Consider the following 16,335-nt stretch of genomic DNA (forward strand, 5'->3'; position numbering starts at 1 on the left):
CAACCATGCCCCGTGCCACGGCACTTCTTCTCGCCTCCCCCATACCCCGAGCCGCCGACAGCGACCGGCGGCGCACCAGTGCCAGCGTCGTGCTGCGCTCCGTGCTGGAGCACGGGCCGGTGGCCCGCAGCACCATCGCCCGCCTGACCGGGCTCTCCCCCGCGTCCGTCACGGACTACTGCGCCCGGTTCGCCGAACTCGGGTTCATCCGTGAGGCCGCCGCACCCCGGCGGTCGAACGGGGTGGGCCGCCCCCATGTGCCCATCGACCTGGACGACTCCCGCTACCTGGTCGGCGGGGTGCACATCGCCGTGCCGTACACCACGGTCGCGCTGCTCGATCTGCGCGGACGGGTGGTGGCGCAACGGGAGTTGAAGCACGAGCGGTCCGATCCCGGGTGGGTGCTGGCACGGGCCGCGGACGGTCTCGCGGCGCTGCTCGCCGAGGCGAGGGGCAGCCGGCCGCTGGGGGTCGGGGTGGCCGCCGGCGGCTGGGTGGACCGCGCCTTGGGGACGATCGTCGAACACGGGCTGCTGGGCTGGCGAGACGTGCCGGTGCGGAAGGTGCTCGGCGCGCGTACCGGGCTGCCCGTCCATGTCGACGGGCACGCGCGGGCGCTGGTCAACGGCGAGCGGCTGTTCGGGCGGGCGCGGGGCAGCGGAAGCGTGCTGCACCTGTTCGTCGGCAACGTGGTCGACGCGGCGTTCGCCACCCACGACGAGGTGCACCACGGACCGCGCTCCCAGGCGGGTGCCATCGCCCACCTCCCCGTGCCGGGCGGCACCGAGCCCTGCGACTGCGGGCGGACCGGCTGCCTCCAGGCGGAGCTGAGCGAGCGGACGTTGTGCCGGCGGGCCCGGGAGGCCGGGGTCATCGACTCGGCCAATCCGATGCACGTGGTCGCCGCGGCCGCGGCCGGTGACAGGGCGGCCGCACGGCTGCTCGTGGAGCGGGCGCGGACGACCGGGCGGGCGGCGGGGCTGCTGCTCGACATGCTCAATCCGGAGACGGTCGTGGTGACCGAGGTCGGAATCATTCACCGGACGGACTGCCTGGACGCATTGCGGGAAGCCGTCGGAAATCACCGGGCGGCGCATGTCCTCCCGACCAGTTTTCCGGACTCCGTGCTGGCGGTGGCGGGTGGTTCGGTGGTTCTGGACGTGCTGTACCGGGATCCGCTGAGCGCCGCACCTGAGGCTATTTAATTCAGAAACTCCGAATGTTGACAGGGATCACCGATGACCGGGAACATCCTGCTCATGAGCTGTCGCACCCTTTGTTGCTGACGCGTCGACGCGCCCGGAGCGCGTATCTCTCACGACGCGTCACGAACGCGTCCTTCCTTGCGTGAATTCCCCTTCCCCGGCTTCTTCAGCCCGGAATTCCGCCTGCCTTCCTGCCCTATGAACTCAAGGGGTCCTCCCATGTCCTCTCTGCCCGCTTCCGGCTTTGACCGCCGGCTCTTCCTCACCTCTTTGCTCGGCGCCACCGCCGCTGCCGCCGGCCTGAGCGGTTGCGCGGGCAGCAGTGCCGCCGCCGACGTCAAGGGTGCCTCCTCCGCCCCGCTCGCCGACAAGGTGCCGTCGGGCACCAGCCTGAAGATCGCCTCCTACCTGGGCGTCCAGCAGCTGCAGTTCAAGCTGGCGAAGCTGCCCGCGCTGCCGTTCACGGTGTCGACCTGGGCGAACATCGGGGCCGGCCCGGACGTCATCAACGCGTTCCGCGCCAAGTCCCTGGACCTCGCCAACAACGCGGGCATCCCGCCGGTCCAGGCGCACTACCAGGGCTACGACGCGAAGATCGTGGCGATCGACATCACCCGCAAGCCCAACTACCTCTTCGCCACCAGGCCCGGCAGCGACATCCACACCGTGGCGGACTTCAAGGGCAAGAAGCTCGCCTTCTCCCAGGGGCAGGCCCAGGGGGTCGTGCTGCTGCGGGCGTTGAAGAAGGCGGGACTGAAGTACGACGAGGTGAAGCTGGTCCCGCTGACCAGCAACCAGTTCCTCACCGCTCTGCAGTCCGGCCAGGTCGACATCGCCCCGCTCGCCAACAGCCAGGCCCCGGCGTATCTGAAGCAGTACGAGTCGAAGGGCGCCAGGACCATCCCCACCGACGTCGTCGACCTGCTCAACCTGCTGTGGGCGCCGCAGTCGGTGCTGAACGACCCCGCGAAGGCCGCCGCGATCGCCGCGTACATCCCGCAGTGGGCCAGGGGCCAGGTGTGGCAGTACGAGAACCCGGACGTCTGGAACGAGGAGTTCTACGTCAAGACGCAGAACCTGACCCTCGACCAGGCCAAGTCGATCAGCGCGCTCGCCAACAAGCCCCTCTTCCCGCCGAGCTGGGACGAGGCGATCAAGTGGGAGCAGGAGACCGCCGATCTGCTCGCGGAGGGCGGCTTCGTGAAGAAGTTCGACGTGTCCTCGCTCTTCGACCACCGTTTCGAGGGCATCGCGGCCAAGGCCGTACCGGCCCAGTACCGGAGGTGACGGCCGTGACCACCACCATGAGCACGACGGCCGTCGCCGCCGTCGAGGACGAGGACGAGACCCACCGGGTCCGCAGGCGCCGTCGCCTCTCCCCCGGCAGGCGTCTGCCGGCCGCCCGGCTCGCCGGCCCCGCCCTCGTCATAGCCCTGTGGGCCGTCGCCTCCGCCGCCGGACAGCTCGACCCCGGCGCGATCCCGGCGCCCTGGACCGTCCTGCGGACCGCCGGCCGGCTGTGGACCGACGGCACCCTGCCCGGCGACGTCCTCACCTCGCTCGAACGCGCCACGTACGGCTTCCTGATCGGCCTCACGGCCGGCGTCGCCCTCGCGCTGGCGTCCGGCCTCAGCCGGGTCGGGGAGGCACTGATCGACGGGACCGTGCAGCTCAACCGGGCGATCCCGCCCCTGGGTCTGATCCCGCTGTTCATCCTCTGGCTGGGCATCGGCGAGACCTTCAAGATCACCATCATCGCGATCGTCGTCTACATCCCGATCTATCTGAACACGCATGCCGCGCTGTCCGGCATCGACAGCCGATACGTCGAACTCGCCGAGGTGCAGGGACTGTCCAGGTTCCGGTTCATCCGGCAGATCGTGATCCCCGGCGCGCTGCCCGGATTCTTCGTGGGGCTCCGGCTCGGCGTCACCGGGTCCTGGCTCGGCCTGATCGTCCTGGAGCAGATCAACGCCACCAGCGGCCTCGGCTACATGATGTTCCAGGCCCAGAACTACGGCCAGACGGACGTCATCCTCGTCGGCCTGCTGATCTACGGCGTCTTCGGTCTGGTCTCCGACAGCGTGGTCCGTCTCGTCGAACGGAGGGTGCTGTCGTGGCGCCGCACACTGAGCAGCTGACCCGGCCCGCCGTCCGGCTGCGGGGCCTGACCCGGTCGTTCGGCGGCCGTACGGTCCTCGACGGCATCGACCTCGACCTGCCCGCCGGCCAGTTCACCGCCCTGCTCGGGCACAGCGGCTCCGGCAAGAGCACGCTGCTGCGGGCGGTCGCGGGGCTGGACCACGGCGTCGACGGGAGCGGGCGGCTCACCGCGCCGGAGCGGGTGTCCGTGGTCTTCCAGGACTCGCGGCTGCTGCCCTGGCGCCGGGTCCTGGACAACGTACTCCTGGGCCTGGACGGCCAGGACGCCGCGGCACGCGGCCGGGCCGCCCTCGAAGAGGTGGGCCTGGGGGGCCGCGAGCGCGCCTGGCCGGGCGAGTTGTCGGGCGGCGAGGCACAGCGCGCCGCGCTGGCCCGCTCGCTCGTCCGTGAGCCCGAACTCCTGCTGGCCGACGAGCCGTTCGGCGCACTGGACGCGCTCACCCGGATCAGGATGCACAGCCTGCTGCGCGAGCTGTGGGTACGCCACCGGCCCTCGGTGCTGCTCGTCACCCACGACGTGGACGAGGCGATCGTGCTCGCCGACCGGGTCCTCGTCCTCGACCGGGGCCGCATCGGCCTCGACCTGACCATCGACCGACCCCACCCGCGCTCCTACCGCGAACCGGTACTGGGCGAATACCGAGAGCGGCTCCTCGCGGCCCTCGGCGTCACGGAGGACCACGGATGACCCGGCAGCTCCACCTCAACGCGTTCCTGATGAACACCGGGCACCACGAGGCCTCGTGGCGTCTTCCGGAGAGCGACCCGTACGCCCACGTCGACCTCGCGCACCACGTCAACCTGGCCCGGACCGCGGAGCGCGGCACCTTCGACTCCCTCTTCCTGGCCGACGCGCCGCAGCTGTGGGGCAGCGTCGCCCAGCGCCCGGCCGGCGCGCTGGAGCCGCTCACGCTGCTCACCGCGCTGGCGACGGCCACCGAGCACATCGGCCTGATCGCCACCGCCTCCACCTCCTACAACTCCCCCTACAACCTGGCCCGCAGGTTCGCCTCGCTCGACATCATCAGCGGCGGCCGGGCGGGCTGGAACATCGTCACCACCGCCGGTGCCGAGGCCGCCCGCAACTTCGGCCTGGACACCGAGCCCGCGCACGCCGACCGGTACGCCAGAGCCGCCGAGTTCCTCGATGTGGCGTCGAAGCTCTGGGACAGCTGGGAGGACGAGGCGATCACCGCCGACAAGGCGTCCGGTGTCTGGGGCGACGACGCGAAGATCCATCCGCCCCGGCACCGGGGGACGTACTTCAGCGTCGAGGGCGCCCTCAACGTGCCGCGCAGCCCCCAGGGTTACCCGCTCCTGGTGCAGGCGGGGTCGAGCGAGGACGGCAAGGCGTTCGCGGCCCGCTACGCGGAGGCGGTGTTCACCGCCCAGCAGACCATCGAGGACGCGCGGGCCTTCTACGCCGACCTCAAGTCCCGTACGGCGGCGACGGGCCGCGACCCCGAGCACATCAAGGTGCTGCCCGGCATCGTCCCGGTGATCGGCTCGACGGAGGCCGAGGCCCGGGCGGGCGAGCAACTCCTGGAGGACCACATCGTGCACACGCACGGGGTGGCCAACCTGGAGCGGCTGCTGCAACTGAGCCCCGGCGCCCTGGAGCTGGACGCCGAACTGCCGGCCGATCTCCCGCCCGAGGACGCCATCGAGGGTGCCAAGAGCCGCTACACACTCGTCGTGGAACTCGCCCGGCGCGAGCGGCTCACCGTCCGGCAGCTGATCGGGCGGCTCGGCGGCGGGCGCGGGCACCTCACCTTCGCCGGGACGCCCGAGCAGGTCGCCGACGCCATCGAGACCTGGTTCACACAGGGCGCCGCCGACGGTTTCAACATCATGCCCCCGGTCCTGCCCTCCGGCCTGGAGGCCTTCGTGGACCACGTCGTACCGATCCTGCGCGCCCGCGGGCTGCTCCGCACGGAGTACGGCCCCCGCCAGACCCTCCGGGAGAGGTACGGCCTCCCCCGCCCCGCCAACCAGCACACCGCCCCCGCTCTCCTCGGCTGAAAGGACCCCCGGCATGTCCATCGAGATCCGCAAGGTCACCGCGAACATCGGCGCCCAGGTCTCGGGCGTCGACATCTCCCAGCCGCTCGACGCGGAGACCGCCGCCTCGCTCCGTGAGGCCCTGGGCGTCCACAAGGCCCTGGTCTTCGACGACGTGAACCTGAACGACGAGGGCCAGCAGGCCTTCGCCCGGCACTTCGGCGACCTGACCACCGCCCACCCGACCGTCTCCTCGGTCGACGGGGTCCCGAACGTGCTGCCCGTGGACAGCGAGCGCGGCCGCGCCGCCAACCACTGGCACACCGATGTCACCTTCGTCCTCAACCCGCCGCAGGCCAGCACCCTGCGCAGCATCACGATCCCGCCGTACGGCGGCGAGACCCTGATCGCCAGCTCGGCGGCCGCCTACCGCGACCTGCCCGAGCCGCTGCGCCGCCTGGCCGACGGCCTGTGGGCCGAGCACACCAACGACTACGACTACGCGGTGCCGGACGAGGAGATCGACGAGGAGCTGGCCGCCCAGCGGGCCCAGTTCACCTCCATCAAGTACCGCACGGCCCACCCCGTCGTCCGCGTCCACCCGCTGACCGGTGAGCGCGGGCTGTTCATCGGCGGGTTCGCGCAGCGCCTCGTCGGCCTGTCGGTCGGCGAGTCCCGCCGGATCCTCGATCTCCTCCAGTCCTACGTCACCCGCCCGGAGAACGTGCTGCGCTGGCGCTGGTCGGAGAACCAGCTGGTGCTGTTCGACAACCGCATCACCCAGCACTACGCCATCGACAACTACGACCACCAGCCCCGCCGGCTGCACCGGGTGACCGTCGCCGGTGACATCCCGGTCGGCATCGAGGGCAAGGAGAGCTACTCGATCGCCGGGGACGCCTCGCACTACACGAGCGTCGCCGCGTAACCGAGCCCCCACGGGCCGTGGCCGGCGCGTCCGGATAGTGGGCGGGCTGTCCCTCTGGGCGGACAGTCCGCCCACACTGTGGGCGTTTTTGCCCATCTATTGCACTGGACGAGCCGCGCCCATGCCCCACAGCACCACCCTGGAGACGCCGCCGCAGCAACAGCGCGACGGCTCCGCCCTCTCCCACGGCCTCAAGCAGCGCCACCTGTCGATGATCGCCCTCGGCGGGGTGATCGGCGCCGGTCTGTTCGTCGGCTCCGGCGCCGGCATCGCCGCCGCCGGTCCGTCGATCGTCGTCGCCTACGCCGTCTCCGGCCTCCTGGTGATGCTGGTGATGCGGATGCTCGGCGAGATGTCGGCCGCGTACCCGTCGTCGGGCTCCTTCTCCGCGCACGCCGAGCGGGCGATCGGCCCCTGGGCGGGTTTCGCCGCGGGCTGGTCGTTCTGGGTGCTGCTGTGCACGGCGGTCGGCCTGGAGGGCATCGGCGCCGCGCACATCGTCACGGGCTGGCTGCCCGGCACGCCCGAGTGGGCGTGGGTGGCGCTGTTCATGGTCGTCTTCTGCGGCGCGAACCTGGCCGCGGTGAAGAACTTCGGCGAGTTCGAGTTCTGGTTCGCCGCGCTGAAGGTGGGCGCGATCAGTCTGTTCCTGGTCCTCGGCGTGCTGGCCATCGCCGGTGTGCTGCCGGGCACGGACGCGCCCGGCGCCTCGAACCTGACCGACTTCCTCCCGCACGGCAGCCAGGGCCTGGTCATCGGCCTGCTCGCCTCGGTCTTCGCGTACGGCGGCCTGGAGACGGTCACCATCGCGGCCGCCGAGTCGGAGAACCCGGTCCGGGGCGTGGCGAGCGCCGTGCGCACGGCGATGTGGCGCATCGCGCTGTTCTACATCGGCTCCATGGCCGTCATCGTCACCCTGGTCCCGTGGGACTCGAAGGAGGTCGTCGAGAAGGGCCCGTACGTCGCCGCCCTCGACCACCTCGGCATCCCCGGCGCCGGCCGGCTGATGAACGTGGTCGTCCTGGTCGCCCTGTTGTCCGCCATGAACGCCAACATCTACGGCTCCTCGCGCATCGCCTACTCGCTGGTGGAGCGCGGTCAGGGCCCGAAGGCGCTGGCCAGGGTGTCCGGCGGTGTGCCGCGCATCGCGGTCCTCACCTCCTGCGTCTTCGGCTTCGTGTGCGTGCTGCTGAGCTACTGGCGGCCGAACGACGTCTTCCCCTGGCTGCTGAACATGATCGGCGCGGTCATCCTCGTCGTCTGGATGTTCATCGCGGTCTCCCAGCTGCGGCTCCGCCGCCGCGTGGAGCGCGAGGCCCCGGAGAAGCTGGTCGTGCGGATGTGGGCGTTCCCGGTGCTGACCTGGGTGGCGCTGGCGGGCATGGTGGCGATCTTCGTCCTGATGGCCCGGGAGCCGGACACGCGCGTTCAGCTGTACTCGACGGGCGCGATGACGCTGGTGCTGGCGGTCGTGGGCTATGTGCGGCAGAGGGTTCGCGTCAAGGCCTGACGTTCCCGTCCGCTCGCCACACACCCGAAAGGCTCTCGCGACGGCGTGACTCGCGGGGGCCGGTCCTGTTCAGGGACAGGGGACGTTGAGCGACAGCAGGGCCGTGGACTCCCCTTCGATGCGGAGCTCGCTGACCGCCGCGTTGCGCAGCCGCGGGAAGACCCGGCGGTACTCGGCCAGGGGAATGCCCAGCAGGGAGCACAGCACCAGCCGCAGCAGGGTGTTGTGGGCGACGACGAGGACGCGTCCGCCGGGGTGGGCGGCGGCGATGCGGCGCAGGGCGGCGGTGCCGCGGGCCGCGGCGGAGCGGGGGTCCTCGGCGCCGGGGAAGGGGTGCGCCACCGGGTCGGCGCGGAAGGCCTGCGCCGCCTTCGGATCCTCGGCCGCGAACTCGGCGAGCGTACGGCCCTCCACCACCCCGAAGTCGCATTCGCGCAGGTCGGCCTCGCGCCGCGAAGTGAGACCCAGGGCACGGCAGGCGGGCTCGGCGGTGGCGATCGCCCGGGAGACGGTGGACGTCCAGACCGCGTCCACGGGGTGCGCGGCGGCCCACCGCCCGAGCGCCTCGGCCTGGGCGCGTCCGGTGTCGGTGAGGGCGATGTCGCTCACCCCGGCGTAGCGGTTCTCGGCGTGCCAGACGGTCTGACCGTGGCGGGCGAGGAGGAGGGCGGTGCTCATGACTGCGAAGTATCCGGGTCGATGCGGCCCCGCGCATGCGCCGCGACCGGTGCGGGCAGCCAGCCCCGCGTCTCCAGCGCGTCCAGGAGCCGGGCGTAGGGCTCGGTGAAGCGGGCCGTGCGGTCGGGGCGGGGTTCGACGACGGTGCGGATGCGGACCATGCGGTCGGCGACGTCCGCGAGCGTGCGGGCCGCTCCCGTGCCGTGGGCCGCCAACGCGGCCATTCCGAGGGCCGGTTCGGTCTGTTCGGGGACGCGGGCCGGGCGGCCCAGGATGTCGGCGCGCAGCTGGTTCCAGTAGGCGCTGCGGGCGGCTCCGCCGGTGAAGGTGAGGGGGCCGTCGAGCGGGGCGCCCAGGTGGTGCAGATAGTCCAGGCAGAGGCGTTCGGCCATGGCCACCCCCTGAAGGAGGGCGGCCCAGTGGTCGGCGTCCGACACCGGCTCGCCCAGGAGGAGCGGGGTGGCATCGGAGGCCCGGAAGGGAAAGCGTTCACCCCGCGACACCAAGGGGTACGCGAGCGCGCCCGACGGCTCGAAGGCGGCGGCCGCGGCGTCCAGCGCGGCCGGGTCGGCGTCCGGGAAGCGGGCCGTCAGGGCTCCGGCACCGACGCTCGACGCACCCCCGGGCAACCAGCTACCGCCCGGTGCACGGTGGTTGTAGACCACCCCCGCCTCGTCGCGGACCGGGACCGAGGAGACGCCCTTCAGGACGAGCGTCGTGCCGAGCACCGAGTTCCAGGCACCCTCGCTCAGCGCGCCCGACGCGATCTGTGCCGCGCAGCCGTCGGTCATGCCGGCGATGACGGGGGTGCCGGCCGGGATGCCGGTGGCCTCGGCGGCGGGCGGGCAGACCTCGCCGAGGCGGGTTCCGGGCCGTACGACGTCGGGGAGCGCCTCCGCCGGGAGGCCGGTGTTCTGCGGCCAGACGTCACGCTCCACGTCGTACGCCGTCTTGAGGGCATGGCTGGAATCGGTGGGGACCGGACGCCCGACCAGACGTGCGTTGATCACGTCCGGCTGGTGGGCCACCCGCCCAAAACCGTGGGCGGCGATCAGCCACCGCGCCTTCGGCAACGCCCATGTGTCCTGCACCGCGAGCCCCGCGTCCCTGAGCCGCGCCGCCTCCGCCCCCGCCCGCCCGTCGTCGTACATCAGCCCGGGGCTCACCGGCCGCCCCGCCGCATCCGTCAGCAGCACGGTCCCGGAGGTCCCGCACACCGCAACCCCCCTGACCCCGTGACCGCCCTTCAGCGCCTGCCGGGAGGCGACGCACACCCCCTCCCACCACTCCCCCGGATCCTGCTCGTGCCGCACCCCCTCCCGCCGCCCGCGCAGCACGGCGGTGCCACTGCCCAGGACCCTGCCGTCACCCGTCACCACCAGGGCGCGGACGCCCTGCGTACCCAGGTCGATCCCCAGCCACGCCTCGCCCTCGGACTCCATCGGGACCTCCCGCACATCACTGTCCGAACCGTGAACTTCACACTTTGCACAGAGTTTTCCCCCCGCACGAGGGATTGACGGTCCTCTTAGCCCGTTACACCCTCTGTGCGCAACGAACCCGAAGGAGGGCGATGACCGCGCCGGAGTTACCTGAACCGCGGACGATCGCGGGCCCGGAGACACCTGTGCCGCGCGTGGTGGCCGCCGGCGACCACTTCGTCCTGCCGTCACTGATCAGGGCGGCGGTCACTCGCGAACACCCTTGTGAAGTGCGGGAACTGACCCTCGGCTGGCCGCTCGAACCCTTCGGCCCGGTGGCCGAGGTGACGGAGGCGAGCGACGCCGAGGACGAGCTGATCGGCGCGCTCGCGGGCGCGCAGGTGCTGGTCACCCAGATGGGCCCGGTGACGGAGCGCGTGCTTCGCGCCTGCCCGGAGCTGCGGCTGGTGGCCGTGTGCCGGGGCGGCCCGGTGAACGTGAACCTGGCGGCGGCCGGGCGGCACGACGTACGGGTGTGCTTCGCGCCCGGCCGCAATGCCGCCGCCACCGCCGAGTTCACCGTCGGCCTGCTGCTGGCGGCCCTGCGCCGCATCCCGCAGGCGCACGGCCTCCTCGCCGGGAAGGGGAGCTGGGCGGCCGGGGCCGCCTACTACACCTATGAACACAGCGGCCTGGAGCTGGAGGACCTGCCGGTCGGCCTGGTCGGGTACGGGGCGGTGGGCAGTCGCGTCGCCCGGGCACTGTGCGCGTTCGGGGCGCGGGTGATGGTGTACGACCCGTATGTGCGCGGTGAGATCCACGGCCTGCGCGTCGCCTCCCTCGACGAACTCCTGCGCCGCTCCCGGGTGCTCACCCTGCACGCCCGGCTCACGCCCGAGACGCGCGGCCTGATCGGCGCCCGCGAGCTGGCGCTGCTGCCGCCGGGCGCGGTGCTGGTGAACGCGGCCCGCGGTCCGCTGCTGGACGAGGACGCGCTGTGCGACGCGCTGGAGGCGGGCCGGCTGTCGGCGGCGGCCCTGGACACCTATGCCCATGAGCCGTTGCCGTCCGGTTCACGGCTGGTCGCCCTCGCCGAACGGGTGGTCCTCACCCCGCACCTGGGCGGGGCCAGCCGGGCGGTGGCGGAGAAAGCCGCGCGGATCGCGGCCGCCGAGGTGGGGCGCTGGGTGCGCGGCGAGCCGCTGGCGCACTGTCTGACCTGAACACCTCGCTGCTGAGGAGAGTGGCATGTTCGTCGGAATCGATGTGGGCACGTCCTTGGTGAAGGCCGCCGCGTTCGACGGCGCCGGACGTGAACTGGCCGTCGAGGCGCGGCCGGTGGGGCTCGATCTGCACGAGGGCTCGGTCGAGCAGGACATGGAGGAGGTGTACGCCGCGGTCGTCGCCGTGCTCGATGCCCTGACGGCGCGGATGCCGGAGCCGGTGGAGCTGGCCGGGCTGACCGGGCAGGGCGACGGGGTGTGGCTGGTCGACGCCGAGGGGCGTCCGGTGCGGGCGGCGGCCTCCTGGATGGACGGCCGGGCGCACGAGCTGCTGGACCGGTGGCTGGCGGACGGCACCTTCGAGACGGTGTTCCGGCGGACGGGCAGCGCCATGTTCCCGGGCTGCCCCGGCCCGCTGCTGGCCTGGCTCGACCGCTACGAGCCGAAGTCCCTGGACGCGGCGGCCGCGGCCGTCTACTGCAAGGACATGGTCTTCCAGCGCCTGACCGGCGGGGCACGGCCCGTCACGGACGTGTCGGACGCGTCGATGCCGTTCCTGAACCCGCGCACCCGGTCGTACGACGACGGGGTCGTCGAACTCCTGGGCCTGTCCCACCGCCGGGGCCTGCTGCCCGCGATCAGCGACCCGGTGGCGACGGCGCGGGCGCGTGGCGAGGGCCTGCCGGCCGGCACCCGGCTGGTGAACGGCCCGTACGACCTCCCGGCCTGCGCGCTCGGCGCCGGGGTCACGGCCCCCGGCGACGGTCTGCTGATCGTCGGCACGTGCCTGGCCGGCCTGGTGGCCACCACCGACCTGGATCCGACCGGCGAACCGGCCGGCCTGTACATCTCCACCGACCGCCCCGGCCACTGGCTGCGCGCCATGCCCGCGATGGTCGGCACGGCGGCCCTGGACTGGGTGCTGTCCGCGACACGCTTCCGGCACGACGAGGTGGACGCCCTGCTGGCCGAGACCCCGCCCGGCGCGCACGGCGTCCGTGTGCTCCCGTACTTCGCGCCCTCCGGCGAGCGTGCCCCCTTCGTCGAGCCCGGCCTGCGCGCCGAACTCACCGGCGTCTCCCTGGAGTCGACACCCGCCGATCTGATCCGTGCGACCTGCGAGGGCATCGGCTACGCTGCCCGGCACTGTCTGGAGGCGGCGGGCCTGACGGGCACGCTGGCGGTGTGCGGCGGCGGCACCCGCAGCCCCGCCTGGATGCGTCTGCTGGCGGACGTGCTCGGCCGGCCGTTACGGGTCGTGGAGGGCGAGGTGGGCGCCCGGGGCGCGGTGCTGGCGGCGGCGGAGCGCCATGGGGTCGCCCTCGACACGGCCGTCTGGACCGGGCCGGCGACGGTCGTCGAACCGGACGCGGGGCGGGTCGCGTACTACGCGAGGGGATACGAGGAGCACCTGGAGCGGCTGGCCAGGGCGAGGGGAGCACGGAAGGTGGAACCACACGTGGAGTTCAAGCGGTGCCCGAGCTGCGGCGGGCCCCTGCAGGCCTTCCGGGACCTCACCGAGGAGGAGAAGGCGCACGTCCGCAAGGAGAAGACGGACTTCGCGGCGGAGGCCTACATCCGCTGCACCCGGGAGGGGTGCCGTCGTTACCAGCGCAAGCTGAAGTGGAACGACGGCGGCTACTTCCCCCCTCCCGAGCCGGCGTGAGGATCAGAGGTTGCTGAAGTCGGGGCCCTTGGTGCGGGTCCGCTTGATCTCGTAGAAGCCGGGGACGGAGGCGACCGCGAGGGTGCCGTCCCAGAGGCGGGCCGCCTCCTCGCCCTTGGGGGCGGGCGTGACGACCGGGCCGAAGAAGGCGACCTCGTCGCCGTCGGGGCCGGGGACCGCGATGACCGGGGTGCCGACCTCCTGGCCGACCTTCTCGATGCCCTCCTTGTGGGAGGCGCGCAGCTCGGCGTCGAACTCGAAGTCCTCCTGGTCGGCGTAGTCGATCAGGTCGGCGGGCAGGCCGACTTCCGCGAGCGCTCCGGCGATGGCCTCGACGGTCGCACCCTCGCCGTTGTTGTGGATGCGGGTGCCGAGCGCGGTGTAGAGGGGTCCGAGGACGTCGGCGCCGTGCTTCTGCCAGGCCGCGGTGACCACGCGCACCGGCTTCCACGCCTGGACGGCGAGCATCTCGCGGTACTGCTCGGGCAGCTCGTCGAGCCTGTTCTCGTTCAGCACGCCCAGGCTCATGATGTGCCAGCGGATGTCGATGTCCCTGACCTTCTCCACCTCCAGCACCCACCGGGAGGTCATCCACGCCCAGGGGCACAGCGGGTCGAACCAGAAGTCGACGGGGGTCTTGCCGGACGTCGTCACGGTTTCGGACATGGTTCTCCTCGGAAAGCGGGCTTTGGAAGGGGCAACATCCCCTCCCCGCCCGCCATTCCCTGGTGCCCCGGGTCAGGTGCGCGTGGCAGGATCGGTCCTGTCCCGCGACATCCAAGACATGTCCGATACGTCCAAAATCTCCAGAGGGAGTGCCGCCTGTGCCTGGTGAGAACCTGTCCCGCGACGAGGCCCGGGAGCGGGCCGCCCTGCTGTCGGTCGACGGGTACGAGGTGTCCCTCGACCTGCGCTCCGCCCTCGGCGAGGGGGACGGTGAGCCGCGCGCCTTCCGCTCGGTCACCACGATCCGCTTCCGCTGCAACGAGCCCGGCGCGTCGAGCTTCGCGGACCTGATCGCGCCGGGTGTGACCGCCGTCTCGCTCAACGGCAAGGACCTCGACCCGGGCGAGGTCTTCGACGGCTCGCGGATCGCGCTGGAGGACCTGGCCGCCGAGAACGAGCTGATCGTCGACGCGCAGTGCGCCTACTCCCGCACCGGCGAGGGCCTGCACCGCTTCGTCGATCCCGAGGACGGCGAGGTGTACCTGTACACCCAGTACGAGCCGGCCGACGCCCGCCGGGTCTTCGCGAACTTCGAGCAGCCGGACCTCAAGGCGCCGTTCCGCTTCGAGGTGCGGGCGCCGGAGGGCTGGACGGTGTGGAGCAACGGCGAGGGTGAACTCGCCGACGGGGTCTGGCGGTTCGCGGAGACGAAGCCGATCTCGACGTACATCACCTGCGTGGTGGCGGGCCCGTACCACTATGCGACCGACTCCTACGAGCGGGTCCTCGAGGACGGCACGCGCCTGGAGATCCCCCTCGGCGCCATGTGCCGCAAGGGCCTCGCCCCCTACTTCGAGGCCGACGACGTCTTCCTGGTCACCAAGCAGGGCCTGGACTTCTTCCACGACCACTTCGACTACCCGTACCCCTTCGGGAAGTACGACCAGGCGTTCGTGCCCGAGTACAACCTGGGCGCCATGGAGAACCCGGGTCTGGTGACCTTCCGCGAGGAGTACATCTTCCGTGGGAAGGTGACACAGGCCTCGTACGAGGCGCGGGCCAACGTCATCCTGCACGAGATGGCGCACATGTGGTTCGGCGACCTGGTCACCATGGAGTGGTGGGACGACCTGTGGCTCAAGGAGTCCTTCGCGGACTTCATGGGCACCTTCGCGAACGTCGGGGCGACCCGGTTCACCAACGCCTGGGTCACCTTCGCCAACCGCCGCAAGGCGTGGGCGTACCGCGCCGACCAGCTGCCGTCCACGCATCCGATCACGGCCGACATCCGCGACCTCCAGGACGCCAAGCTCAACTTCGACGGCATCACGTACGCCAAGGGCGCGAGCGTGCTGAAGCAGCTGGTGGCGTACGTCGGCCAGGACGCGTTTCTGGAGGGCGCGCGGCGCTACTTCAAGCGAAACGCGTACGGGAACACGCGCCTCGGCGACCTGCTGTCGGTGCTGGAGGAGACGAGCGGCCGTGACATGGCGGCCTGGTCCCGCTCCTGGCTCCAGACGGCCGGGCTCAACTCGCTGACCCCGCAGGTGCTGCTGGACGCGGAGGGCCGGGTGGCCGAGCTCGCGGTGCTCCAGGAGGCCCCGGAGACGCATCCCCAGCTTCGTCCGCACCGGGTCGCGGTGGGCCTGTACCGCCGCACGCCGGACGGGGCGCTGGAGCGGTACGCGCGCGTGGAGGCGGACGTCGACGGTCCGCGCACGGTCGTACCGGGACTGGCGGGTGCTCAGGCCCCCGAACTCGTCCTGGTCAACGACGACGACCTGACGTACTGCAAGATCCGCCTGGACGAGATCTCCCTGGCGACCCTGCGCGACCACCTGGGAGCGGTGGCCGACCCGCTGGCCCGTGCCCTGTGCTGGTCGGCGCTGTGGAACATGACGCGCGACGCGCTGCTGCCGGCCCGGGACTTCGTGGACCTGGTGCTGCGCCACTCGGGGCCCGAGTCGGACATCGGCGTGCTGCAGATGCTGCACGCGTGGGCGGGCTCGGCGCTGGTCCACTACGTGGCGCCCGAATGGCGGGCCACCGGCGAACGCCTGCTGGCGGACGGGGTCCTCGCGGAGCTGCGGCAGGCCGAGCCCGGCAGCGAGCGCCAGCTGGCGTGGGCGCGGTTCTTCGCGAGGGTCGCGTCGGCCGCGCCGGACTTCCAGCTGCTCCAGGGTCTGCTGGAGGGCACGGCCAAGATCGACGGTCTTGAGGTGGACCAGGAGCTGCGCTGGGACTTCCTGGAGCCCCTCGCCGCTCACGGGGTCGCGGACGAGGCGGCCCTGGCGGCGGAGCTGGCCCGCGACGACACCGCCTCCGGCAAGCGTCACCAGGTGCGCTGCCTGGCCGCCCGCCCCTCGGCCGCGGTGAAGGCACAGGCGTGGGCGCAGGTGGTGGAGTCGGACGCGCTGTCCAACGCCCTTGTCGAGGCGACGATCGCGGGCTTCGCGCAGCCGTCGCAGCGGGAGCTGACGGCCCCGTACACGGAGAAGTACTTCGCCGCGATCGAGCGGGTGTGGGCGGACCGGTCGATCCAGATCGGCATGGACGTGGTCAGTGGGCTGTTCCCGTCCCTCCAGGACTCGCAGGAGACGCTGGACGCGGCGGACGCGTGGCTGGAGGCGCACGCGGACGCGGCCCCCGCTCTGCGCCGGCTGGTGCTGGAGGCGCGGGACGACCTGGCGCGGGCGCTGCGGGCGCAGGCGTGCGACGCGGCGGCCTCCGGCCCCGCGTTGGGCCGTCCGTGAACGTTACGGAATTCAGTCAATAACAGCCGTAACCCCTGGTCCGCCTCGAACGGACCAGGGGTTTTCCGTGCCTACTCGGCATCCGAACACCCGTCCTTTAGTGCCTTCTTGTCCGGATTTG

General features: G+C 72.0%; 13 protein-coding genes. 10 read left to right on the forward strand and 3 right to left on the reverse strand.

Features of this window, described 5'->3' with window-relative positions; genetic code table 11:
• Window positions 1-5: 5 nt before the first annotated feature.
• The 7 genes from ACIPSA_RS04450 (at window position 6) to ACIPSA_RS04480 (ending at window position 7,807) form a co-directional block, all read left to right on the forward strand.
• A complete protein-coding gene (locus ACIPSA_RS04450) occupies window positions 6-1,205 on the forward strand; it encodes an ROK family protein (RefSeq protein ID WP_402628590.1) in 1,200 nt (399 codons plus the stop codon).
• 219 nt (window positions 1,206-1,424) lie between these two features.
• On the forward strand, window positions 1,425-2,492 hold the full coding sequence (locus ACIPSA_RS04455) for an ABC transporter substrate-binding protein (RefSeq protein ID WP_402628591.1): 1,068 nt from the start codon (window positions 1,425-1,427) through the stop codon (window positions 2,490-2,492).
• Between the two features lie 17 nt (window positions 2,493-2,509).
• Complete coding sequence (locus tag ACIPSA_RS04460) at window positions 2,510-3,346, forward strand: ABC transporter permease (protein ID WP_402629483.1); 837 nt, start codon at window positions 2,510-2,512, stop codon at window positions 3,344-3,346.
• Window positions 3,322-4,056: an ABC transporter ATP-binding protein gene (locus ACIPSA_RS04465; protein ID WP_402628593.1), complete on the forward strand. Its 735-nt coding sequence runs from the start codon at window positions 3,322-3,324 to the stop codon at window positions 4,054-4,056. The genes ACIPSA_RS04460 and ACIPSA_RS04465 overlap by 25 nt, the downstream gene beginning before the upstream one ends.
• Window positions 4,053-5,390: an LLM class flavin-dependent oxidoreductase gene (locus tag ACIPSA_RS04470; protein ID WP_402628595.1), complete on the forward strand. Its 1,338-nt coding sequence runs from the start codon at window positions 4,053-4,055 to the stop codon at window positions 5,388-5,390. Before ACIPSA_RS04465 ends, ACIPSA_RS04470 begins: the two co-directional genes overlap by 4 nt.
• Before the next feature lie 13 nt (window positions 5,391-5,403).
• Window positions 5,404-6,297: a TauD/TfdA dioxygenase family protein gene (locus ACIPSA_RS04475; RefSeq protein ID WP_402628596.1), complete on the forward strand. Its 894-nt coding sequence runs from the start codon at window positions 5,404-5,406 to the stop codon at window positions 6,295-6,297.
• Between the two features lie 121 nt (window positions 6,298-6,418).
• On the forward strand, window positions 6,419-7,807 hold the full coding sequence (locus tag ACIPSA_RS04480; RefSeq protein WP_402628598.1) for an amino acid permease: 1,389 nt from the start codon (window positions 6,419-6,421) through the stop codon (window positions 7,805-7,807).
• 69 nt (window positions 7,808-7,876) lie between these two features.
• Here ACIPSA_RS04480 and ACIPSA_RS04485 read toward each other — a convergent pair whose 3' ends face one another.
• Together ACIPSA_RS04485 and ACIPSA_RS04490 are read right to left on the reverse strand one after the other, a co-directional pair.
• On the reverse strand, window positions 7,877-8,485 hold the full coding sequence (locus ACIPSA_RS04485; protein ID WP_402628600.1) for a histidine phosphatase family protein: 609 nt from the start codon (window positions 8,483-8,485) through the stop codon (window positions 7,877-7,879).
• On the reverse strand, window positions 8,482-9,927 hold the full coding sequence (locus tag ACIPSA_RS04490) for an FGGY-family carbohydrate kinase (RefSeq protein ID WP_402628601.1): 1,446 nt from the start codon (window positions 9,925-9,927) through the stop codon (window positions 8,482-8,484). Before ACIPSA_RS04490 ends, ACIPSA_RS04485 begins: the two co-directional genes overlap by 4 nt.
• 131 nt (window positions 9,928-10,058) lie before the next feature.
• On the opposite strand from ACIPSA_RS04490, the gene ACIPSA_RS04495 reads away from it, so the two are divergent.
• Together ACIPSA_RS04495 and ACIPSA_RS04500 are read left to right on the forward strand one after the other, a co-directional pair.
• Window positions 10,059-11,129 (forward strand): 2-hydroxyacid dehydrogenase, encoded by a 1,071-nt coding sequence (locus ACIPSA_RS04495; protein ID WP_402628603.1) that lies wholly within the window; start codon window positions 10,059-10,061, stop codon window positions 11,127-11,129.
• A 25-nt stretch (window positions 11,130-11,154) separates the two neighbouring features.
• Complete coding sequence (locus ACIPSA_RS04500) at window positions 11,155-12,795, forward strand: FGGY family carbohydrate kinase (protein WP_402628605.1); 1,641 nt, start codon at window positions 11,155-11,157, stop codon at window positions 12,793-12,795.
• A 3-nt stretch (window positions 12,796-12,798) separates the two neighbouring features.
• Here the strand turns inward: ACIPSA_RS04500 and ACIPSA_RS04505 are convergent, their stop codons facing one another.
• A complete protein-coding gene (locus ACIPSA_RS04505; protein ID WP_402628606.1) occupies window positions 12,799-13,461 on the reverse strand; it encodes a DsbA family protein in 663 nt (220 codons plus the stop codon).
• Between the two features lie 158 nt (window positions 13,462-13,619).
• Between ACIPSA_RS04505 and pepN the strand changes: the two genes are divergently transcribed.
• Window positions 13,620-16,214, forward strand: a complete 2,595-nt coding sequence (gene pepN, locus ACIPSA_RS04510) for an aminopeptidase N (protein ID WP_402628607.1) — start codon at window positions 13,620-13,622, stop codon at window positions 16,212-16,214.
• The last annotated feature ends 121 nt before the right edge of the window (window positions 16,215-16,335 follow it).

This window comes from Streptomyces sp. NPDC086549 (assembly GCF_044746205.1).
GTDB lineage: Bacteria > Actinomycetota > Actinomycetes > Streptomycetales > Streptomycetaceae > Streptomyces.

Excerpts from the sequence above, each read along its gene's own strand:
- ACIPSA_RS04450 (WP_402628590.1), top strand. The coding sequence starts at position 6 with ATGCCCCGTGCCACGGCACTTCTTCTCGCCTCCCCCATACCCCGAGCC.
- ACIPSA_RS04460 (WP_402629483.1), top strand. The coding sequence starts at position 2,510 with ATGAGCACGACGGCCGTCGCCGCCGTCGAGGACGAGGACGAGACCCAC.
- ACIPSA_RS04500 (WP_402628605.1), top strand. The coding sequence starts at position 11,155 with ATGTTCGTCGGAATCGATGTGGGCACGTCCTTGGTGAAGGCCGCCGCG.
- ACIPSA_RS04455 (WP_402628591.1), top strand. The coding sequence starts at position 1,425 with ATGTCCTCTCTGCCCGCTTCCGGCTTTGACCGCCGGCTCTTCCTCACC.
- ACIPSA_RS04490 (WP_402628601.1), bottom strand. The coding sequence starts at position 9,927 with ATGGAGTCCGAGGGCGAGGCGTGGCTGGGGATCGACCTGGGTACGCAG.
- ACIPSA_RS04470 (WP_402628595.1), top strand. The coding sequence starts at position 4,053 with ATGACCCGGCAGCTCCACCTCAACGCGTTCCTGATGAACACCGGGCAC.
- ACIPSA_RS04480 (WP_402628598.1), top strand. The coding sequence starts at position 6,419 with ATGCCCCACAGCACCACCCTGGAGACGCCGCCGCAGCAACAGCGCGAC.
- ACIPSA_RS04495 (WP_402628603.1), top strand. The coding sequence starts at position 10,059 with ATGACCGCGCCGGAGTTACCTGAACCGCGGACGATCGCGGGCCCGGAG.
- ACIPSA_RS04505 (WP_402628606.1), bottom strand. The coding sequence starts at position 13,461 with ATGTCCGAAACCGTGACGACGTCCGGCAAGACCCCCGTCGACTTCTGG.
- ACIPSA_RS04475 (WP_402628596.1), top strand. The coding sequence starts at position 5,404 with ATGTCCATCGAGATCCGCAAGGTCACCGCGAACATCGGCGCCCAGGTC.
- ACIPSA_RS04485 (WP_402628600.1), bottom strand. The coding sequence starts at position 8,485 with ATGAGCACCGCCCTCCTCCTCGCCCGCCACGGTCAGACCGTCTGGCAC.